Origin of the sequence: uncultured Polaribacter sp., from assembly GCF_947503875.1 — a bacterium.
In the GTDB taxonomy this organism is placed as follows: Bacteria; Bacteroidota; Bacteroidia; order Flavobacteriales; family Flavobacteriaceae; genus Polaribacter.
In genome coordinates, this window is record NZ_CANNFH010000005.1 from 229,040 (window position 1) to 250,194 (window position 21,155).

Annotated in this window: 18 protein-coding genes; 13 read left to right on the top strand and 5 right to left on the bottom strand. The window is 30.1% G+C overall.

Annotated features, from left to right (window positions below; all coding sequences use genetic code 11):
• The first annotated feature begins 1 nt into the window (after window position 1).
• The 6 genes from Q0684_RS09935 (at window position 2) to Q0684_RS09960 (ending at window position 4,640) form a co-directional block, all read left to right on the top strand.
• Entirely contained in the window at window positions 2-232 is a 231-nt protein-coding gene (locus Q0684_RS09935) for a hypothetical protein (RefSeq protein ID WP_299016063.1), read from the top strand.
• A gap of 6 nt (window positions 233-238) precedes the next feature.
• Complete coding sequence (locus Q0684_RS09940; protein ID WP_299016065.1) at window positions 239-475, top strand: hypothetical protein; 237 nt, start codon at window positions 239-241, stop codon at window positions 473-475.
• Window positions 476-695: 220 nt separating this feature from the next.
• Complete coding sequence (locus tag Q0684_RS09945) at window positions 696-1,457, top strand: exodeoxyribonuclease III (protein WP_299016067.1); 762 nt, start codon at window positions 696-698, stop codon at window positions 1,455-1,457.
• 42 nt (window positions 1,458-1,499) lie between these two features.
• Complete coding sequence (locus Q0684_RS09950) at window positions 1,500-2,909, top strand: lytic transglycosylase domain-containing protein (protein WP_299016070.1); 1,410 nt, start codon at window positions 1,500-1,502, stop codon at window positions 2,907-2,909.
• 127 nt (window positions 2,910-3,036) lie between these two features.
• Window positions 3,037-4,020 (top strand): DUF4837 family protein, encoded by a 984-nt coding sequence (locus Q0684_RS09955; RefSeq protein ID WP_299016073.1) that lies wholly within the window; start codon window positions 3,037-3,039, stop codon window positions 4,018-4,020.
• 119 nt (window positions 4,021-4,139) lie between these two features.
• Window positions 4,140-4,640, top strand: a complete 501-nt coding sequence (locus tag Q0684_RS09960) for a DUF1761 domain-containing protein (RefSeq protein WP_299016076.1) — start codon at window positions 4,140-4,142, stop codon at window positions 4,638-4,640.
• A 413-nt stretch (window positions 4,641-5,053) separates the two neighbouring features.
• Here the strand turns inward: Q0684_RS09960 and trpS are convergent, their stop codons facing one another.
• A complete protein-coding gene (trpS, locus tag Q0684_RS09965) occupies window positions 5,054-6,022 on the bottom strand; it encodes a tryptophan--tRNA ligase (RefSeq protein ID WP_299016079.1) in 969 nt (322 codons plus the stop codon).
• Between the two features lie 294 nt (window positions 6,023-6,316).
• On the opposite strand from trpS, the gene Q0684_RS09970 reads away from it, so the two are divergent.
• Both Q0684_RS09970 and Q0684_RS09975 read left to right on the top strand, forming a co-directional pair.
• Entirely contained in the window at window positions 6,317-6,910 is a 594-nt protein-coding gene (locus Q0684_RS09970; RefSeq protein ID WP_366140205.1) for a lysophospholipid acyltransferase family protein, read from the top strand.
• Window positions 6,907-7,545, top strand: coding sequence for a hemolysin III family protein (locus Q0684_RS09975; RefSeq protein ID WP_299016084.1), 639 nt, complete (start codon window positions 6,907-6,909; stop codon window positions 7,543-7,545). The genes Q0684_RS09970 and Q0684_RS09975 overlap by 4 nt, the downstream gene beginning before the upstream one ends.
• Window positions 7,546-7,710: 165 nt before the next feature.
• On the opposite strand, the gene Q0684_RS09980 is transcribed toward Q0684_RS09975, so the two are convergent.
• Window positions 7,711-8,235, bottom strand: a complete 525-nt coding sequence (locus Q0684_RS09980; RefSeq protein ID WP_299016086.1) for a CYTH domain-containing protein — start codon at window positions 8,233-8,235, stop codon at window positions 7,711-7,713.
• Between the two features lie 87 nt (window positions 8,236-8,322).
• On the opposite strand from Q0684_RS09980, the gene Q0684_RS09985 reads away from it, so the two are divergent.
• The 3 genes from Q0684_RS09985 to Q0684_RS09995 are packed head-to-tail and all read left to right on the top strand — an operon-like array spanning window position 8,323 to window position 13,857.
• The gene (locus tag Q0684_RS09985) at window positions 8,323-10,647 is read left to right on the top strand and encodes a two-component regulator propeller domain-containing protein (RefSeq protein WP_299016088.1); all 2,325 of its coding nucleotides are present in this window, start codon (window positions 8,323-8,325) and stop codon (window positions 10,645-10,647) included.
• 1 nt (window position 10,648) lies between these two features.
• Entirely contained in the window at window positions 10,649-11,371 is a 723-nt protein-coding gene (recO, locus tag Q0684_RS09990; RefSeq protein WP_299016091.1) for a DNA repair protein RecO, read from the top strand.
• Entirely contained in the window at window positions 11,371-13,857 is a 2,487-nt protein-coding gene (locus Q0684_RS09995) for a TonB-dependent receptor (RefSeq protein ID WP_299016094.1), read from the top strand. The genes recO and Q0684_RS09995 overlap by 1 nt, the downstream gene beginning before the upstream one ends.
• A 1-nt stretch (window position 13,858) precedes the next feature.
• Here Q0684_RS09995 and Q0684_RS10000 read toward each other — a convergent pair whose 3' ends face one another.
• From Q0684_RS10000 to Q0684_RS10010, 3 genes are all read right to left on the bottom strand, one after another.
• The gene (locus tag Q0684_RS10000; RefSeq protein ID WP_299016097.1) at window positions 13,859-14,212 is read right to left on the bottom strand and encodes an SdpI family protein; all 354 of its coding nucleotides are present in this window, start codon (window positions 14,210-14,212) and stop codon (window positions 13,859-13,861) included.
• A 186-nt stretch (window positions 14,213-14,398) separates the two neighbouring features.
• Window positions 14,399-15,268 carry an acyl-CoA thioesterase II gene (locus Q0684_RS10005; RefSeq protein ID WP_299016100.1) on the bottom strand — a complete coding sequence of 290 codons (870 nt, stop codon included), beginning with the start codon at window positions 15,266-15,268 and terminating at the stop codon, window positions 14,399-14,401.
• Window positions 15,269-16,438: a peptidogalycan biosysnthesis protein gene (locus Q0684_RS10010; protein WP_299016103.1), complete on the bottom strand. Its 1,170-nt coding sequence runs from the start codon at window positions 16,436-16,438 to the stop codon at window positions 15,269-15,271. It abuts the gene before it with no gap.
• Between the two features lie 214 nt (window positions 16,439-16,652).
• Between Q0684_RS10010 and Q0684_RS10015 the strand changes: the two genes are divergently transcribed.
• On the top strand, window positions 16,653-17,768 hold the full coding sequence (locus tag Q0684_RS10015) for an HlyD family efflux transporter periplasmic adaptor subunit (protein ID WP_299016106.1): 1,116 nt from the start codon (window positions 16,653-16,655) through the stop codon (window positions 17,766-17,768).
• 46 nt (window positions 17,769-17,814) lie between these two features.
• Window positions 17,815-21,147 (top strand): efflux RND transporter permease subunit, encoded by a 3,333-nt coding sequence (locus tag Q0684_RS10020; protein ID WP_299016109.1) that lies wholly within the window; start codon window positions 17,815-17,817, stop codon window positions 21,145-21,147.
• Window positions 21,148-21,155 lie beyond the last annotated feature (8 nt).

Below are 21,155 nucleotides of genomic sequence, written 5' to 3' on the forward strand. Positions count from 1 at the left end.
AATGGAATTATTCAAGAAATTTTATTGGTTAATTAACCCAGTTTTAATTGTAATTTTTATGCTTTTGGCACAAAAGGTTTTTAAAATTGAAAACACTTTTTTAAACACAGGTGTTGCTTGTGCGTTGGCATTTATTTTATCGCCTAAAGTTAGGATTGTAGAAAAACAAACCGGAGAAGAAGAACAAATAAGATGGTTATTCTTTAAAAAAGTAATTAATAAAAAGATATAAGACAAAATGAAACTATTCAAAAAAATATATTGGATTATTTACCCAATTCTACTGATAACCTGCCTTTTTATTTTAGATAAAGTTTTTAATGTAGATAATTTTTTAATTAGAGCTACAATTGCTGGAGCTATTGGTTTTATTTTGTCTCCTAGAAAGAAAATAATTGAAACACAAACAGGAAAAGTGAAACAAATTACATGGATTTTATTAAAAAAACCAATTCTGTTAGATGAGCAAGAATAGTACAATTACCTTCAATGAGAATAAATCTAAACGACTTAATTTAGAAACTACTATAGCTGCGGATGAGGCAAGAAATTCAAAAAATTTTTAACCAATACTAAATTTAGTAAATTGGTTAAAAGAATTATAAAGTAAACACAAGAGTGTTTCTTCCCTAGTTTATATTGAGCGAAGTCGAAATAGGGAAGATTAAGATGGGATTAGGAATTAAAAGGGACATATGAAAATAATATCATACAACGTAAACGGAATAAGAGCTGCACTTAAAAAAGGTTTTTTAGATTGGTTAAAAGCTGCTAATCCAGATGTGATTTGCATACAAGAAACCAAAGCACATAAAGAGCAATTAAATTTAGAGGAATTTGAAGCTGCAGGTTATCCCTACCATTATTGGTTTTCTGCAGAAAAAAAAGGCTACTCTTCTGTAGCAATCTTTTGTAAGGAAAAACCAAATCATATTGAATATGGAACAGGAATAGAATCTATGGATTTTGAAGGTAGAAATTTAAGAGTAGATTTTGATGACGTTTCTGTAATGAGTATGTATTTGCCTTCTGGTACAAATACAGCAAGATTAGACTATAAGTTTAATTATATGGATGAAATGCTAGATTATTTATCAGCATTAAGAAAAACCATACCAAATTTAGTGGTTTGTGGAGACTATAATATTTGTCATGAACCTATAGATATTCACAACCCAAAAATGAAAGGTGTTTCTGGTTTTTTACCAGAAGAAAGAAATTGGTTAAGTAAGTTTATAAATAGTGGTTTTATAGATAGTTTTCGATTTTTAAATCCAGACAGACAAGAATATTCTTGGTGGAGTTACAGGGCAAATGCAAGAGCAAATAATAAAGGTTGGCGTTTAGATTATGCTATGGTTACAGAGCCACTAAAAGAAAAAATAAGCAGAGCGTATATTTTACCAGAAGCAAAACATTCAGATCACTGCCCAATTGCAGTAGAGTTAGATCTTTAAAATTAAAAATAGTTTTATCTTTATAAAACCGAAAAATACTTAATGAAAAAACTATTTCTATTCCTGCTAATTTCTAGCACTATTTTTTCACAGCAAAAAAAAGATACCATCTTTCAGACTAAAAAAGACACTATTTTTCAAGTTGAAAAAGAAATTTCTGAAAAAAATACACAAATAATTGAAACAAAATTAGATACGACAGTAACAACAAAAAACGCTGAATTTTTTACAAAGGCTTCAGATACTTTGGCTTTGAAAAAAGATAGCATACAAAACACGCTTTTTGCAGACAAAGACCTAACTAGAATAGATAGTTTATGGGTAAGTGCAAAATTTAAATCTGCTTTAGTAGATACGCTAAACTATGTTATTAATGATAAGGATATTATTGGCGAAGTAAAAACAGCAATTTCTTCGGATTTATTAAAGGTACGTTTGGCCAACTTAAACAAAACTACACCTTTTAATTTAGCCTATAATCTTGCTTTAGAAAAGGTAATTAATAGTTATTTGTTGCATAGAAAAAAATATTATCCGGCTTTAATGGCAAAGGCTGCTTATTATTTTCCAATGTTTGAACAATATTTAGACGAATATGATATTCCTTTAGAAATGAAATATTTGGCCATTGTAGAATCTGCTTTAAGACCACGAGTAAAATCTAGAGTTGGTGCAACTGGTCTATGGCAATTTATGTATGGTACAGGTATTCAGTTTGGTTTAAAAGTGAGTTCCTATGTAGATGAGCGCCAAGATCCTGTAAAAGCAACCATTGCTGCATGTAAATACTTGAGTCAGTTATACAGTATTTTTGGAGACTGGGATTTGGCTTTGGCAGCCTACAATTCTGGGCCAGGTAATGTTAGAAAAGCTATAAAACGTTCTGGAGGTTATAAAAATTATTGGAATATAAGACCATATTTACCAAGAGAAACTGCAGGTTATGTGCCTGCATTTTATGCAACCATGTATATTTTTGAACATGCAAACGCGCATAATATTTATGCAGAGGTGCCTGAGTTTTTTAATTTTCAAACAGACACTGTTCGTGTAAAAAGAACAATTGGTTTTGATCAAATTGCAGAAAAAATAGCAATAGATGAAGAGCTAATTGGAAATTTAAATCCGTCTTATAAATTAGATATTATTCCTTACATAAAAGAAAGAAATTATGCATTAAGGTTACCAAGTGATAAAATTATTGCTTTTTTAGATCAAGAAAATGCTATTTATGCCTTGGCAGATGAAGATGATGCCAAAAGAGAAAAACCTTTGCCTAAGTATTTTGAAATGGACCAAAGAGTGCGTTACAAAGTGAAAAGTGGCGATTATCTAGGTAAAATTGCAAAAAGATATGGTGTGCGAGTTAGTGATTTAAAAAGATGGAATCGTCTTAAAACGAGTCAGTTAAAAATAGGGCAAAAACTTTCTATTTATCCTAAAAGACTATAGTAAAAGCAAAGCCTATTTATTTTTTAAATTATTTCATTTTTTTTGATAAAAACTTTAATTTGGAATAATTGTTGCTAGTACTTGAGCTATAACAGAATCAAACTTTTAAAAATAATTCCATTCAATTATGAAAAAACTACTAGTTATTTGTGTGTTTTTTATCTTGTTTTCTTCTTGTAAAGGAGATGATAAGTTTGTGCTTAGAAACTCTATAGGATCGCTTAATAAAGTTATGGTAGTAACTAAAGCAAGTGATTGGAATGATGAATTAGGCAAAGAAATTAGAAATTCTTTTGGCGAATTGGTGCTAGGTTTACCACAACCAGAGCCACTTTTAAAAGTATCGCAAATTGCACCAAATGGTTTTGGTAGTATGATGAAGGTTTCTAGAAACATATTAATTATTGGAGAAGGTACAAAAAACGAGTTTTACGTAAAGAATAATGTTTATGCACAGCCACAAACTATTGTTTATGTATATGGTGAAGATGTTGCAAGTGCAATAGAAACATTTAAAAAAAATGAAGCAGAAATTATTAAAACTTTTATAGATTCTGATATAAAAATGACACAAAATGTGTTTGAATCTAGAAAAGTAGATAATGCCAATTATAGAACCCTACAAAATTTAGGAATAGGTTTTACCATACCAGATAATTATAGAACTGTAGATGATACAGGAGATTTTTTATGGTTAAGACAGCATTTAACAAGTGGTATTGCGAAAACAGGGAGCAATAATATTTTGGTATATTCTATTCCATTAAAAGAGGAAACTAAAGTTGCACAAAATATTGTAGCTGTTAGAGATAGTATTGGAGAAGCACACATACCAGGTTCTGACCAAGAAACCATGCATATGATTACAGAGGAAGCGTACACGCCATTTACAGAAGAAACTATTATTCAAGGCAATAAAGCTTTTGAAACTAGAGGTAAATGGGAAGTTAAAAATGATTTTATGGCAGGTCCTTTTATCAATTATTCAGTAATAGATCAAAAAAATAATAGAGTTATTGTTTTTGAAGGTTTTACGTATGCGCCCTCTGTAAATAAGCGGGCTTTTGTTTTTGAGTTAGAAGCTATAGGAAAGTCTTTAAAGATTAATTAATACGATTTACTTATAATTTTTAAACCCAAAAAGAGCCTCTTTTTGGGTTTTTATTTGTCTTTCTATGAGTCAAATTCAGATTTTATATCTTTGGAATTAACAACGCTAAAAACTTATATATGTTAGACATAAATTATTTTGCTTTTGTAATTGCCGCTTTTGTACCTATGTTGGTTGGTTTTATTTGGTATGGCCCATTATTTGGCAAAACTTGGATGCTTCAAATGGGGTTTGCCAAAGAAACTTTAGCAGGTACCAATATAATTAAAGTGCTTTTAATCTGTTATGTGCTTAGTTTTTTAATTGCATTTGCTTTAATGCCAATGACAGTGCATCAAATGGGAATGTATTCTACATTAGCAGGTGAACCAGATTTTACAAATCAGACGAGTGCAACTTACCTTTATTATGAGGATTTTATGACCAATTATGGAGACCGCTTTAGAACTTTTAAACATGGTGCTTTTCATGGTATAATTTATGGTTTTTTCTTAAGCATGCCAGTTTTAACTATTCAAGCTTTATTTGAAAAAAAAACTGTTAAGTATATTTTAATAAATGCAGGATATTGGTTGCTTACCCTCGCAATTATGGCAGGTATTGTATGCAAATGGGTATAATAATAGTTTTTAAAAAATGCCAAAGTTCGATTACAAAATAAAAAGTCAAACTGAGCCTGACCAAGTTCTTTTTACTCTTGATTTAATGTAACGCAAACTTTATGCAAACGTTAAAATTTAATTCAACATCAAATGTCAGACTGAGCTTGTCGAAGTCCGTTTTACTTTTAATTTAAAGCAACGCAAACTTCATGAAAAAGCTAAATTATAATTCAAAATAAAAAGTCAGACTGAGCTTGTCGAAGTCCTTTTTACTCTTTATTTAAAGCAACGTAAACTTTATGCATACGTTAGAACCTAATTCAACATTAAAAAGTCAAACTGAGCTTATCTAAGTCCTACTCAATAAAATAAACCTACAAAAAAACCATGCAAAACTTTGCATGGTTTTCTTATAAGATTTGTCGTAATATTTAATATCCAACCTTGCCTCTTACTCTTTTTAGAACTTCATTAGCTACTAAAGTTGCTTTTTCTGCACCTACCTTTAAAGCGTCATCAATTTCATTTTTATTTTCCATAAAATGATGATAACGAGCTCTAACTGTTGCAAATTTATCTATAATTAACTCGTATAAAGCTTGTTTTGCATGTCCATAACCGTAATTTCCTCCAGTATAATTGGCACGCATAGTTGTAATTTGTTCTTCGGAAGCCAATAATTTGTACAAGGCAAATACATTATCTGTATCTGGGTCTTTTGGGTCTTCCAAAGCTAAACTATCCGTTTTAATACTCATAATTTGTTTTCTCAGCTTCTTGTTAGGTAAGAAAATATTAATGGTATTATTTCTAGATTTACTCATTTTTTCGCCATCAATACCAGGCACTAATTTTGTATGCTCTTGTATTTTTGCTTGTGGTGCAATTAATGTTTCGCCAATACTATTATTTAAACGATTCGCAACATCTCTTGCCATTTCTAAATGCTGCAACTGATCTTTACCAACAGGCACAATTTCTGCATCGTACAATAAAATATCTGCAGCCATAAGCATTGGATAGGTAAATAAACCACTATTTACATCTTCTAAACGGTCTGCTTTGTCTTTAAAACTATGTGCCAATGTTAAACGTTGATAAGGAAAAAAACAGCTTAAGTACCAAGACAATTCTGTAACCTGAGCAATATCACTTTGTCTGTAAAATACAGTTTTGTTAATGTCTAAACCACAAGCGAGCCAAGTGGCAGCAGTGCTATACGTATTTTCTCTTAATAGATTACCGTCTTTAATTTGTGTTAAAGAATGCATGTCTGCAATAAATAAAAACGCTTCATTTTCTGGATTGTTCGCCATTTCTATGGCAGGCAAAATAGCGCCTAATAAATTTCCTAAATGTGGCGTTCCTGTGCTTTGTACACCCGTTAAAATTCTTGCCATTAATTTAAAATTTTATAGTTTTTGTGTTAGCCTTTTCAAATTTCGCTATGAAAGCGTAAAAATAAGGTTTTGATTAGATAAAATCTATAAACAAAAAGAATATTAGTAATATTGCAGTGTATGAAGTTTCTTAAAATTCCTTTTTTGTTCGTATGGCGTTTGTGGTTTTACCTCTTAATGTTTGCTAGCATTTTAATTTTGTCACCTTTTTTATTAATTTTCACAATAAATCCAAGTCAGTATCATAATTTTTGGAAAATTGCTAGAATCATCGCAAAGATTTTAATTTATGGTATGGGTTTTCGATTAGATTTTAAAGAAAATCAAAAAATAGAGGCAGATAAAAGTTATATGTTTTGCCCAAATCACACTTCACTTTTAGATCCGTTTGTTTTAATAGCCTTAAGTAAAAACCCAATAGTTTTTGTAGGGAAAAAAGAATTGGTGAAAATACCTGTTTTTGGTTTTTTCTATAAAAAGGTGGTTATTATGGTAGATAGAAGTAGTTTAGAGAGTAGAAAACGTGTTTTTAAAATGGCAAAAGAACGCTTACAAAACGGAGTAAGTATGGCTATTTTTCCTGAAGGATTAGTGCCAGAGGAAAATGTAGTTTTAGCACCATTTAAAAAAGGAGCTTTTAGTTTAGCTATAGAATTTGAAATACCAATTGTACCACAAACTTATTATGATTGCAAACGTTTTTTTTCTTGGGATATTTTTAAAGGAAGACCTGGTATTTTAAGAGTAAAACAACATGAATTTATAACGACTAAAAATAAAACGATAAAAGAAGATTTACTTGATATAAAGGAGGAAACGTTTGCAATTCTTAAAAACGATTTAGAAAATGATTTTGAGTATATGAAAGATACAAATAGAAAAAAATGAGTGAAAAACTAAATTATAAATACTCAAATACTGAAGAGCAGTTAAATATTTGGTCGCACGCTTTTGGCTTGCTAGTTAGTGTTATTGCTTTGCCATTTTTGTTGATAAAAGCTTTTAATTACAGTGGATTCTGGAAACCTGTAAGTTTTATCATTTATGGTATTAGTATGATTATTTTGTATGCAGCATCTACTTTTTATCATGCAGCAAAAGACCCTAAAAAAAGAAGAAAGTTAAATATTTTAGATCATGCAGCAATTTATGTTTTAATAGCAGGTAGTTATACACCTTATTGTTTGGTTGGTTTAGATTCTAGTTTGGGCAATTACATGGCAATTTTTGTGTGGCTTTTTGCGTTAATTGGTGTTATTTTAAAATTATTTTTTACAGGTAGATTTAGTAAAATATCTACAGCTATGTATCTATTAATGGGGTGGCAAGTTGTTTTTTTTATAGGCCCGTTAATGGATAGTATATCTTCGTTTAGTATAAACTTGTTATTTTTAGGAGGGGTATTTTATAGCATAGGCGCAATATTGTATATGATTAGGAAACTACCATACAACCACGCTATTTTTCATTTATTTGTATTGTTAGGCAGTTTTAGTCATTTTTTTTCGATTTACTATCTTTAAATTAAAAGAAATACTAGTAATTATTTTAACTTTAATTTTTTGGGATATTTTTTGCTTTTAAAGTAATGAAAACGAGAAAATTAGTAAATAAATTTGATATTTATAAAAAAAGATTTACTTTTACTCTGTTTTGACATATATATTATCGGTCAAAACAAAATAAATTTATTTAGGGGTAGGTTTATTAAATTTCCTCGAGCTTTTGTTCGAGGTTTTTTGTAACCAATTTTTAAATGGGTGTTTACTAATAGAAGAGTTATAATACTTCACTTCTCCTGTAACTTCTTTACCCAGCCAATTTGGTTTTTTAAAAGTATCATTTTCAGTATTTAATTCTATTTCTGCTACAATCAGGCCTTTGTTTTTGCCTAAAAATTCATCTACTTCAAAAATAAAATTATCATTTTTCACAAGAAATCTATTTTTTTCGATACTATTGTTTTCGCATAACAGCATTAATTGTTCTGCCTCTAAAATTGTAATTTCTTTTTCCCACTCAAATCTAGTAGTACCAGCTTTATTAGATTTTCCTTTTACTGTAATAAAAGCCTCGTTATCTGCAATTCTTACTCTTACCGTTCTTTCTTTATTGGAGTTTAAATACCCTTGTTTTAAATATTTTTTTTCAAAACTCTGCTCTTTAAAATTCATGTTTTTTACTAAAAACTTTCTCTCTATTTCTATACTCATAAAAACTACCTCTAAATTTGTACTAATGTACTACGTTTTAGCGTTATTGTAACAATAAATAAATATCTTTGAAACTAATTTTTTAAAATGAAAAAACTTTTTTCAATTTATGTGTTCCTTTTTTGTTTTGGTGCATTTTCTCAAGTAGATTTTAGCGATTCTTGGGAAGATTTTTACTCTTATAACAATGTAAAAGATTTTGTAAAGGTAGAAGATGTAATTTATGCATTGGCAGACAATGCCGTTTTTACCTACAATACACAAGATGGTAGTTTAGAGAAACTGTCTTCTGTACAAGGTTTATCTGGAGAAACAACTACAGCTTTATACTTTAATACTACCTTTAATAGGTTAGTAATTGGTTACGAGAACGGGTTAATAGAAGTAGTCGATGAAAATGGTGAAATAACAATTTCATCAGATATTGTAAATTTTAATCAATCTGGAGAAAAAAGTATCAATCATATATCAGAATTTAATAACAAACTTTATTTAGCTACACCGTTTGCAATTGTTGTTTATGATATTGAAAAATTAGAATTTGGAGATACTTATTTTATAGGCAACAACTCATCATCAATAAAAATTAACCAAACTATTATTGCCAATAATACAATTTATGCAGCAACAGAATCTGGTTTGTTTAAAGCAGATGTTTTAAGTAATCTTTTAATAGATTTCAATAATTGGGAACAGTTATTTTTTGGTAGAAATTTTACAGGCTTTGCCAATTTAGGCAACTTGTATGTTACAGAAAATTCTAGGTTATTTTCTTTTGATGGTGCTAATTTAAATGAAGTTCGTAATTTTTCTGAAGAAATTAAAGGGATTAAATCTTCAGAAAATAATATAAATATCACTTTAAATAAACGTGCAATTATTTTAGATGACAATACAAACCAAATTGGCCAGTACACTGCTACAGCAGCTTTTGATTATACGCTTAACAATGCTTTTTTTGAAGATAATTTGGTTTTCTTAGCAACAAAAGAATTTGGAATATTAGCAGCTACATTAAGTGCGCCAAATAATTATTTAGAAATTCATCCAGAAGGCCCATTATCTAATGAGATTTTTTCTATCGCGGTCAATAATAAAGACTTGTGGGTAGTTTACGGTGGTTACTCAGCAACATTTACACCTTTACTTAGAAGGCAAGGTTTTAGTCATTTTAACGGAGAAAATTGGATAAATACAATCTCTACACCAGAAACGCCGCTCACAGATTTAAATGCGATTACCATAGATGTTAATGCAGAAAATAAGGTATATATTAGTTCTGCAGGAGACACTAGAAATATTAATAGTTTAGAAACTGGCGGACTTTTAGTGGTAGAAGATGATGAAATTGTAGAATTTTATAACCAGAATAATAGCGATTTAGAAGATATTGTGGTAAACATACCAAATAGGGTTACTGTAAGAACCAGTGGTTCAGCTATAGATAGTCAAGGTAATTTATGGGTAACTAATATTGGTGTACCTAATGAGCTTAAAAAATTAGCAACCAATGGAAATTGGTCTGGTATAGATATGAGTAGCGTTAAAACAGACCCTTCATTTGGCTTAACAGAAATGGCAATTGATAGAAATAATACCATTTGGTATGGCTCTAGAAATAATGGTGTATTTATTTTTAATGAAAATGGAAATCAAAAAAAATCTTTTATAACCACACCCAATTTAGGTAATTTACCAGATGCGTCTGTAAACTCTGTGGCTGTAGATAATAGTAATAGAATATGGATAGGCACAAAAACGGGCTTAGTGGTTTACAACAATGCTGCAGGTGTTTTTCAAGAAACGGTTTCTAATGCAAACCCAATTATAATTTTAGATGATGGCGTTGCAAGAAGATTAGGAGGAGACCAAAATATACGGTCAATTTTTGTTGATGGTGCAGATAATAAATGGATTGGAACAGATAATGGTGGTGTATTATATACAAACCCAAGTGGCCAAACAACCATTGCTAATTTTAGTAAGCAAAATTCACCTTTACCATCTAATAGAATTTTAAAGATTAGTGCAGATAATGCTACTGGTAAAGTATTTTTTGCGACGGATAAAGGAATTGTAGCATACAATAGTAATGTTGCACCTTTTGGAGTAGTTTTGGGTGAAGTATATGCGTATCCAAATCCTGCGCTTAAAAACCATGAAACTGTAACCATTACTGGCAGAAATAATACAACTTTACCCAAAGGAACAAACGTAAAAATAATAGACGTTGCTGGTAATTTGGTGCATGAAACTAATGTAGTAGAAGGGCAAGAATTACAAGGAGGTAAAGTAGTGTGGAACAAAACAAATTTAGCGGGTACAAAAGTAGCTTCTGGTATTTATATTGTGCTCTTATCTAATGATGATGCCTCTGAAACAGCTATCACCAAAATAGCTATTGTAAACTAATATGCCAGCGATTACCACAAAGGCTATTGTTTTAAGTGCTTTAAAATATAGCGATACCAGTTTAATTGTAAGATGTTTTACAGAAGAAGCAGGGCTAAAATCTTATATAGTAAAAGGCGTTTTAAAATCAAAAAAAGGCGGTATTAAAGTGGCTTACTTTCAGCCATTAACGCAATTAACAATTGTTGCAAACCATAGCAATAAGAGTACATTACATACCTTAAAAGAAGTACAAATAGTTAATCCGTATAAAACCATTTATAAAGATATTATAAAACAGTCTGTGGTTTTATTTTTGTCGGAAGTATTGTCTAATAGTATACAAGAAGAAGAGCAAAATATTTCTTTTTATAATTATTTAGAAACTGCTTTTATTTGGTTAGATGTAAATGATACAGTAGCTAATTTTCATTTGTTATTTTTATTAAACCTAACAAAATACCTAGGTTTTTATCCCGATATTTCAGATGTAAATGGCAATAGTTTTAACTTATTAGATGGCAGTTTCTCGCAAAATATAACCACAAAAAACACAATTACAGGCAATCAATTTCATCAATTTAAAAAGCTTTTAGGCATAAATTTTGATGCCATAGAAAAAGTTTCTTTCGGTAAAAATGAAAGACAACTTGTTTTACAAATTATAATACAATATTTTCAATTACATTTGGACGGTTTTAGAAAACCAAAATCGTTACAAATATTAGAAACTGTTTTTAGTTAATGAAAAAATTATTTTTTATTATTACTCTTTTTAGTAGTGGTCTGCTCTTTTCTCAAAAGGTGAAAGTAGTCGATTTACAAACGGGTAAAGTGGTTAAAAATGTTTCTGTTTTTAATGATAGTGGCACTATAAACATTACTACTAATAAAAATGGTTTTGCAGATATATCTTCATTTAACGAGAATGAGGTAATTGTTTTTTCGCACCTTTCTTATGCTGTTTTAAGATTGAAAAAATCAGCAATTAAAATAAAAAATTACATAGTTTATCTAACAAAAGAATCAGAGCAATTAGATGAAATTGTAGTTTCTTTATTTAAAACAGACGAAAAATCAAAAAGAATTGCAGAAGAAATTGCAGTAATAACCGCAAAAGATATTCAAAAAGTATCGCCACAAACATCTGCAGATTTACTAGCGACTGTGCCAGGTATTAAGGTGCAAAAATCGCAATTTGGTGGTGGTAGTCCTGTAATTAGAGGTATGGAATCTAATAGAGTTTTACTTGTGGTAGATGGTGTACGTATGAATAATGCAATCTACAGAAGAGGACACTTGCAAAATTCAATTACGGTAACGCCTAATATGCTAGAAAAAACCGAAGTTGTTTTTGGCCCTTCTTCTGTAATTTATGGTTCAGATGCTTTAGGTGGTGTAGTGCATTTTTACACAAAAACACCAAAATTATCGGACAATAATGAAGTAAAAAGTCAGTTTTTTTCTAGATTTTCTTCTGTGAATCAAGAAATAACTACAAATATTTCTGCAGAAATTAGAAGAAAAAAATGGGCATCGTTAACAAGTATTACGTATTCAGATTTTGGAGATTTAAGAGCAGGTAGAAATAGAGCACATGGTTTTGCAGACTGGGGCAAAGTATTTTATTTTTCAGAAAATTTAAATGGAAATTACAAAGAAACGCCTACACTAAATTCCAATCCGAATTTGCAAAGAAATACAGGTTACAATCAAACAGATGTTTTGCAAAAGTTTTTTATTCCGCTTTCTAAAAATACAGATTTAAAGATAAATTTACAGTATTCTACATCATCAGATATTCCTAGGTTTGATAGACTTACAGAGCTTAATGATATTACAGAGGTAAGTTCTTTAAAATTTGCAGAATGGTATTATGGTCCACAAAACAGATTGTTAGTGTCCTCACAATTACTAATCAATCCCAATACCAGTTGGTTAGAAAAAGGAACAATTACAGCTGCTTATCAAAATATAGAAGAAAGCAGAATACAACGCAGGTTTGGTAGCTTAAATAGATCTAATAGAGAAGAAACTGTAGATGTATTTAGTGTAAATGGAGATTTTTACAAACCACTTACAGAAGATAAAACAAGAACACTTTCTTATGGTTTTGAACTAGCGTATAATGATGTTAAATCAAACGCTTTTGGTAGAGAATTAAATATTGTAAATGGAGCTATTGATGGTTTTTCTAACGAATTTAAAGTGCAATCTCGTTATCCAGATGGTGGTAGTAATTATTTTAGCAGCGCTGCTTATGTAGGTTACAGGCAAGATTTAAATAGCAAATCTACTCTAAATACAGGAATGCGTTTTACCAATACAAATTTAAATGCAAGGTGGATAGATCAAACCTTTATACAATTGGAAGATGCAGATATTACAGCAAACCATTCTGCAATTACAGCAACTTTGGGTTATGTGTATAAGCCCAATAAAAATTGGCAAATAAATAGTGTTTTATCTTCTGGTTTTAGAGCACCAAATATAGACGATGTAGGTAGAGTAAGAGAAAAAGCAGGTAATGTTACTGTGCCAAATATTAATGAAACACCAGAATTTGCTTACAATGCAGAGTTAGGAATTCTAAAATATTTTAATGATAAGAAGTTTAGAATCGGGGCAAATGTATACTACACTTTACTAAATAATTACATACAAAGAGATTTTGTTTTTAATGAAGATGGTTCTATACAGCAAGTAGAATTTGATGGTGAATTTGGTAATGCAGTTTCTAATCAAAATAAAGGAACTGCTTATATTACTGGGTTTACAGCAAATTATTTAGGCAGAATTTCTAAAGCATGGAAAACATCTGGTTTTGTAACCTACACCAAAGGTAGAACCTATGATACTAATGAACCAATGTCTTCTATACCGCCTTTATTTGGTCAGTTTGAGGTAAATTATAGTGTTAATAAATTGGCATTAGGTGCAGAAGTGCGTTTTAATGCCAAAAAAGATATTAAAGATTTTAATATTACAGAAGGTATAGATAATCATGATTTAACACCAATTATAAATCCTAATGGCACAATAGAAACTGATATTTATTTTGGTTCACCCAGTTGGGTTACTTTAGGTTTTAATGGTAGTTATGTGGTAAACGCTAATTTTACTGTACAAACAAGACTAGATAATATTTTCGATCAGCATTTTAGAGAATTTGCATCTGGTATAGCTTCACAAGGAAGAAACTTGTCAATTTCTTTAATTGCTAATTTTTAAGTTACTTTTTTTTTCGTTTTCCTTCATCTGTAAAGTTTTCATTTAAGCCGCGTTCTGTTTTTATAATAGATACTAAAATAGAAAGCATTACTAGCACCATAGGTTCCCAACTTAATACTTTTGTAGCAGTTGTGGCAAGCGCTAAAATACCTATAAAAGAAATACCAGTATATATTAAAAGTGCCCTATTAAAAGTTGCATTCGCAAAATCCCAGATATCTTGATTTTGCATTGCTTTTGGGGTTCTGTAACCGTACAAACTATTTATTTTTTTCGGTGGAAATTTCCAGAAAATAATACTTATTAAAAATAGTAATCCGTTTGTGGTAAAAATGTAAATTAAAGAATCGTTCATGTTTTTTATTTTATGAGATGTAAAGTTGAAAAGTTGAAAAGTTGAAAAAGTTTCAAAGTTAAAAATAGTTTATAAGTTTATTTTTTTATTCGCTTAAATCTAATTGTGTTTTTTTAATTTCTCTTGACTCTTGACTCTTGACTCTTGACTCTTGACTCTTGACTCTTGACTCTTGACTCTGAACACCTAACTCTTCTTAGGTCTCAACAAACCTTCTTGCGCAAAAGAGGCTACTAAAACACCAGTCCTTGTAAAAATATTTCCTTTAGCTAAACCTCTTGCACCATAAGCATTTGGCGATTCTGCTGAAAATAGCAACCAATCATCAAAATTAAAATCTCTAAAAAACCACATAGAATGATCTAAACTTGCTGTTTGCGTATTTGCAAAACTAAATTTACTTCCATTAGGATTAAAAGCCGCATTTAAAACATTATAATCTGAGATATAAGCCAATATTTCTTGTTTGGTTCTAAAGTCTAGTTTTTCATGATGATCTCCTTTTAAACGAAACCAAACCTGCTCATTGGCAGGTAAATCTTTTGGTTTTAAAGGATTTGGAACTCTAACAGGTTTAAATTCTATTGGCCTTTCAATACTTAAAAAAGCTTTGGTAGATTTTGGTAAAACATCTCCAAATTGTTGCAACATATCATCCCAAGATAATAATTCTTCAGGTTGTTTTATTTCTTTTTCAAACGCAGTTTGATGTTCAAAACCGTCTTCTTTAATGTGAAAAGAAGCTGCCAAAATAAAAATAGTCTTATTGTTTTGACTAGCAGTTACTCTTCTTGTTGAAAAACTGCCACCGTCTCTCATTTCTGTTACCTTGTAATTTATGGGAATGGTTAAATCTCCAGCCTCTAAAAAATAGGAATGTAAAGAATGTATAAACCTGTTTTCTGGCACAGTTCTATAGGCCGCATTTACAGCTTGTGCAACTACTTGTCCACCAAAAACATGTGGACTTCCAATAGTGTAACTATGTCCTTTAAAATTATGGTTCCCTAAATTTTCTAATTCTAAAAGGGCAATTAAATCTTTACTATTTTGCATTTATTTAATTTTTTTGAAAGGAAATTTTTGCTGAAAAGGAGTAGGTTGTACCTTTTGCAAAAATAACTTTAAAATTTTATTTGTAATTGTTTTTTTATGACGCAAATAAATGGTTAAATTTTGCGGAGTTGCTCCAACAGAACTCTTTATTTCGCTTGCTGTTCTTCCAAAATTAATAATTTTTAATTTTTTAGAAATAGCAATGTCAATATATTCATAGAGCATTCTTTGGTAAATGGCATGCGTTCTATTCAAATCATAATCAATACCCACAAAATGCGCATCTAATTCGTTTTTATTGATAATTCCAGATAAGAAACCAACCATTTTGTCTTCTAAATAAAACGTTTTTAAAATGTAGTTTTCCTTTAAGTGTTTTTTAAAATCTACATAGGTTTCTACATTAAATTTTGACAAATTAAAATCTGCTTGGTCAACTACTTTGTTGTAAAGCTTTGTTATTTCAGGTATTTGTGCTTCAATATTTTCTATTGTAATCTCTTTTATTTTAAGAGATTTACTAAGCTGAAATGCCTTTTTAGCCTTTACACGAAATTTAGTTTTCAGGGCATTTAAATAGTCATCAAATTGCAACCAATCTGTATTTATATTCAAATGCATATTAGGCTCTACAGAAAACGGATTGTAGTTAAATTGCTTTAATTCGTTAGTAATAATAAGCGATTCTTGTACAAAATCTTTAATTAAAAAGGCGTCTACACTGTTTTTTAAATCTCTATTGCTATTAATAAAATAATTAATTGCTTCACCTAAAGCTGTCATAACTTTTGGTTTGTCTTCATTTTTATGAATAAATAAACCATGTTCTCCACTAACAAAAGTGTTGCCAGATATTAATAGTTTTAAAGGTTTGTGCTCTTTTAAAAGGTGTAATTTAGTGCCTATGTTTTTTATAAACTCAAAATCATTTTGAATGGATTGTAAATAAAAATCCACAATTTGTAAGCTAGAAAATGCAATGGCGTTATCGTTTTCATTTACCAGAATAATGTAAGCAAACTTGATTTTCGGATGATTTTTTTCAATAGCTTTTAAAAATAGCGGATTAAAATAAATAGTGCCACTACAATCTAAATTTTCCCAAATTTTAGCCGGAATTTCATCAATAGAATTATAAAATAAGGAAGTATTTATGTTTTTACAAAGCATGTATAAAATCGAATTATAGTCGATATTTTTTTTGAGGTATAAAGGTCGCTAAAAAAACATGAACTAAATGAATGATTCTTAAAAAACGGAATTATAACATATATTTAACAAAGTAAAAGTGCTTAAAACTACTAGGGTTAAGGTGAAAAAGTATCTTTGTACGCATAATAAAAGAACTTTTTATACAGAGTTTAGAAAGTACAATCAATTCATTATGAGAAAAATAATTTTAGCAGCACTAGGCATTTTAGCCATTGCAGCTGCTGTATATTTTGGTAATATTTTAGTTGAAAAAAATAACAAACCAAGACCCACTTTTAAAAAACAAATTAAAACTGTTTTTGTAGAAAATGTTATAAATAATGAAGTACCAATAATTATTACAGCGAGTGGTAATTTAGTAGCAAAAAATAAAATTGCCATTTTTTCTGAAGTGCAAGGGATTCTAAAAAGGACCAACACGCCTTTTAAAGCAGGTGCTAAGTATTACAAAGGGCAAACTTTATTAGGTATTAATAGCGATGAATTTTACGCAACTTTACAATCTCAAAAAAGCAATTTATACAATCTAATTACGGCAATTATGCCAGATATTCGTTTAGATTATCCTAACGAATTTCCAAAATGGGAAAGCTATCTAAAAAGTTTCAATTTAAATAAAAGTGTACCTAAATTACCAATTTTTACTACAGATAAAGAGAAATATTTTATTTCTGGAAGAGGTGTTTTAACGGCATATTACAATGTTAAAAACTTAGAAGTACGTTTTTCTAAACACAATATAAAAGCACCTTATACGGGTATTTTAACGGAAGCTTTAGTTACGCCAGGTACTTTGGTGAGAGCAGGACAAAAGTTGGGCGAATTTATAGATCCAAGTATTTATGAAATGGAAGTTTCTTTAAATGCAGCGTTTGCAGATTTATTAAAAGTGGGTAATGCTGTACAATTAACCAATTTAGAAAAAACGAAATCTTATACAGGTAAAGTGGTTCGTGTAAATGGGAGAGTAAATCAAGTTTCACAGACCATACAAGCGTATATAGATGTAAAACATCCAGATTTAAAAGAAGGTATGTTTTTAGAGGGGAATTTAGTAGCAAAATCTGAGAGTAATGCTGTAAAAATCTCTAGAAAATTATTGGTAGATAATAAAGCAGTTTATACCGTAGAAAACGATAGCGTTTTAACCTTAAAAGAAATTAATCCGGTTTATTTTGGTGCAGAAAATGTCGTTATAAAAGGCCTACAAAATAACGATAAAATTTTAACCCAAACCCTGCCAGGAGCATTCTCAGGCATGGTAGTTAAAATTGGTAAAAAGAAGTAATTATTGAAGGTTGTAAAAATTATAGCACAATAAAATTCAGTACAAAATGAAAAAAATAATTACCTATTTTATAAAATATCCAGTTGCTGTAAATGTTATGATTTTAGCATTTATTATTTTTGGAGCAGTAGGTGCTGTTAGTATGAAATCTTCCTTTTTTCCTTTGGTAGATTCACAATTAATACAAATATCTTTAGTGTATCCAGGTGCTTCTCCTGCAGAAATGGAAGAAGGCGTTGTGCTAAAAATAGAAGACAATTTAAAAGGAATTGTTGGGGTAGAAAGAGTAACTTCTGTCTCCAGAGAAAATAGTGCAAACGTAAATGTAGAGGTAGAAAAGGGCAAAAATATAGACGTTGTTTTGTCTGATGTTAAAAATGCGGTAGATAGGGTGCCTTCTTTTCCAACGGGTATGGAGCCTCCTGTAATTGCTAAGGTAGAAAGTGTACGATCTACAATTAGTTTTACGGTTAGTGGAGACAATGTTTCGTTAAAATCACTAAAACAATATGCTAGAAATATAGAAAATGATATTCGTGGTTTAGACGGAATTTCGCAAGTAGCTATTTCTGGTTTTCCAGAGGAAGAAATAGAAATTGCGGTTCGTGAAAACGATTTGCGTGCCTATAATTTGTCTTTTACAGAGGTTTCTAATGCTGTTAGAAATTCTAATTTGTTAATTACAGGTGGTAATATTAAAACAGCAGATGAAGATTATTTAATAAGAGCAAGCAATCGTTCTTATTATGGTGTAGAATTGCAGAATATAATAGTTAGAACAGAGCAAAATGGTAATATTATTCGTTTAAAAGACATTGCTGCTGTAAATGATGTTTGGTCAGAAAACCCAGATAGATTGTTTTATAATGGTAATTTGGCTATAAATATTACGGTTAGTAATACCAACAATGAAGATTTAATTTCTTCTGCAGATAAAATTAAAGATTACATACACGAATTCAACCAAAAACAACAAAACGTACAATTAAATGTTTCTAGCGATGCTTCTATCACTTTAAATGGAAGAACAAAATTATTGTTAGAAAACGGAATTGTAGGAATTCTTTTAGTACTCTTTTTCTTAGCACTTTTCTTAAATTTAAGATTGGCAATTTGGGTAGCATTTGGGTTACCAGTTGCCTTTTTTGGGATGTTTATTTTTGCGGCTCAGTTTGATGTTACCATAAATGTATTGTCTCTTTTTGGGATGATTATTGTAATTGGTATTTTGGTTGATGATGGTATTGTAATTGGAGAAAATATTTATCACCATTATTACGATTTAGGAAAATCTAAAATAAAGGCAGCTATAGATGGTACTATGGAAGTTATACCACCTATTGTTTCTGCTATTTTAACCACAATTATTGCATTTTCTACCTTCTTTTTTGTAGATGGTAGAATTGGTAGTTTTTTTGGTGAAGTATCTACCATTGTACTCTTAACTTTAAGTGTTTCTTTAATTGAAGCATTGGTAATTTTACCTGCGCATATTGCACATTCTAAAGCTTTAAAGAGAAGAAATGAAGAGTTTTCGGTAAATAATTTTGATTTTAATCAGTCGAATATTTTTGTAATTGAAGAGAATAGTAGCGAAGTAATTGTTGAAAAGAATGGTGAAAGAATTGTATTGTTTAAAGAAAGTAAGTTAGATGTATTTTTTCGTAAAATAAATGGGAAAGCAGACAAGTATTTAAGCAAATTTAGAGATAAATATTACGTACCATTTTTAAAGTTTTCTTTAGAGAATAAAATTTTTATTTTTTGTGTATTTATAGCCACGTTATTAATTAGTTTTTCTGCGCTAAAAGGTGGTGTTATTAAAAGTTCTTTCTTCCCAAGAATTGCTAGTGATCGTATTCAGATTAATTTGAATATGCCACAAGGAACTAATGAGAAAATTACAGATTCTATTATTTCTGTAATCGAAGAGAAAGTGTGGCTAACAGAGCAAGAATATTCTGAAAAGCAAACAGGCGATATTTCTATTGTTGAGAATGTTATAAAAAGAGTGGGGCCAGGAAGTGCAAATGCTACGTTAACGGTAAACCTTTTACCAGGTGAAGAAAGAGATTTTTCATCACCAGAAATTACAAATTCTATACAAGAAAAAGTAGGTAAAATTTACGGTGTAGAAAGTTTAACTTTTGGTTCTGGTGGTAATTTTGGAGGCAGTCCTGTTGCAGTTTCTTTATTAGGAAACAATATTAGAGAACTAAAAGCTGTAAAAGATGAATTGAAAACGGTTTTAGAAAATAATCCTGTTTTAAAAGATGTGGCAGATAATGATCCTGCAGGAATTAAAGAAGTGCGCATACAATTAAAAGACAATGCTTACATTTTAGGGTTAAATTTACAAGCGGTAATGAGTCAAGTGCGAGCTGGTTTTTTCGGGTTTCAAGCACAACGTTTTCAACGTGGGCAAGATGAAATTAAAGTTTGGGTACGTTATGATAAAAAAGACAGATCTTCTATAAAAGATTTAGACGATATGCGCATTGTTACGCCAACAGGAAACAGAATTCCGTTTGCCGAAATTGCTACTTACATTATAGAAAGAGGAGACATTGCCATTAATCATTTAGAAGGAAAAAGAGAAATACAAGTTACTGCAGATTTAAAAGATTTATCTGCCAGCGAAACGGATATTTTAGACAATATTAAAACGGTAATTATGCCAGAAATTTTGTCTAAATACCCAACTGTAAAACCTATTTACGAAGGCCAGAATAGAGAAGCGAAAAAAACCACAGATTCCATAAATGTAGTTGGACCAATTATTTTACTTTTAATTTATATTGTAATTGCATTTACATTTCGTTCTTACAGTCAGCCAATTTTATTAATTATTATGATTCCTTTTAGCATGATTGGTGTTATTTGGGGACATTATTTTCACAGTTTTTCTATCGGAATTTTATCGTTTTTAGGAATTATAGCCCTAATTGGTATTATGGTAAATGATGGTTTGGTGCTTATTGGAAAATTCAACAGTTATTTAAAAGAAGGTTTTAAGTATGATGAAGCTTTGGTTAAAGCAGGTCAATCTCGTTTTAGAGCCATCTTTTTAACCACATTAACCACTATTGCAGGTTTGGCACCTTTAATTTTTGAGAAAAGTAGGCAAGCACAATTTTTAATACCAATGGCCATTTCTATTGCCTATGGTATTGCTATTGCAACCGTTTTAACCTTAATAATGTTGCCGTTAATGCTTTCTGTATCTAACAGTATTAAGGTGAAAATAAAATGGTTAAGAACAGGTGATGAAATTACTAAAGAAGAGGTAGAAAGAGCAATTATAGAATCTAAATTTGATGACGAAGAGCCTGCTGAAATAGAAAGTGCTAAAGAATCAAAATTACCATTAGATGTTTAAAAGAGAAA

Excerpts from the sequence above, each read along its gene's own strand:
- Q0684_RS09995 (WP_299016094.1), top strand. The coding sequence starts at position 11,371 with ATGAAAAAATTATTTTTTATTATTACTCTTTTTAGTAGTGGTCTGCTC.
- Q0684_RS09975 (WP_299016084.1), top strand. The coding sequence starts at position 6,907 with ATGAGTGAAAAACTAAATTATAAATACTCAAATACTGAAGAGCAGTTA.
- Q0684_RS09985 (WP_299016088.1), top strand. The coding sequence starts at position 8,323 with ATGAAAAAACTTTTTTCAATTTATGTGTTCCTTTTTTGTTTTGGTGCA.
- Q0684_RS09955 (WP_299016073.1), top strand. The coding sequence starts at position 3,037 with ATGAAAAAACTACTAGTTATTTGTGTGTTTTTTATCTTGTTTTCTTCT.
- Q0684_RS09970 (WP_366140205.1), top strand. The coding sequence starts at position 6,317 with ATGGGTTTTCGATTAGATTTTAAAGAAAATCAAAAAATAGAGGCAGAT.
- Q0684_RS10005 (WP_299016100.1), bottom strand. The coding sequence starts at position 15,268 with ATGCAAAATAGTAAAGATTTAATTGCCCTTTTAGAATTAGAAAATTTA.
- Q0684_RS09935 (WP_299016063.1), top strand. The coding sequence starts at position 2 with ATGGAATTATTCAAGAAATTTTATTGGTTAATTAACCCAGTTTTAATT.
- Q0684_RS09940 (WP_299016065.1), top strand. The coding sequence starts at position 239 with ATGAAACTATTCAAAAAAATATATTGGATTATTTACCCAATTCTACTG.
- Q0684_RS10010 (WP_299016103.1), bottom strand. The coding sequence starts at position 16,438 with ATGCTTTGTAAAAACATAAATACTTCCTTATTTTATAATTCTATTGAT.
- recO (WP_299016091.1), top strand. The coding sequence starts at position 10,649 with ATGCCAGCGATTACCACAAAGGCTATTGTTTTAAGTGCTTTAAAATAT.
- Q0684_RS10020 (WP_299016109.1), top strand. The coding sequence starts at position 17,815 with ATGAAAAAAATAATTACCTATTTTATAAAATATCCAGTTGCTGTAAAT.
- Q0684_RS09945 (WP_299016067.1), top strand. The coding sequence starts at position 696 with ATGAAAATAATATCATACAACGTAAACGGAATAAGAGCTGCACTTAAA.
- Q0684_RS10000 (WP_299016097.1), bottom strand. The coding sequence starts at position 14,212 with ATGAACGATTCTTTAATTTACATTTTTACCACAAACGGATTACTATTT.
- Q0684_RS09950 (WP_299016070.1), top strand. The coding sequence starts at position 1,500 with ATGAAAAAACTATTTCTATTCCTGCTAATTTCTAGCACTATTTTTTCA.
- trpS (WP_299016079.1), bottom strand. The coding sequence starts at position 6,022 with ATGGCAAGAATTTTAACGGGTGTACAAAGCACAGGAACGCCACATTTA.
- Q0684_RS09980 (WP_299016086.1), bottom strand. The coding sequence starts at position 8,235 with ATGAGTATAGAAATAGAGAGAAAGTTTTTAGTAAAAAACATGAATTTT.
- Q0684_RS10015 (WP_299016106.1), top strand. The coding sequence starts at position 16,653 with ATGAGAAAAATAATTTTAGCAGCACTAGGCATTTTAGCCATTGCAGCT.
- Q0684_RS09960 (WP_299016076.1), top strand. The coding sequence starts at position 4,140 with ATGTTAGACATAAATTATTTTGCTTTTGTAATTGCCGCTTTTGTACCT.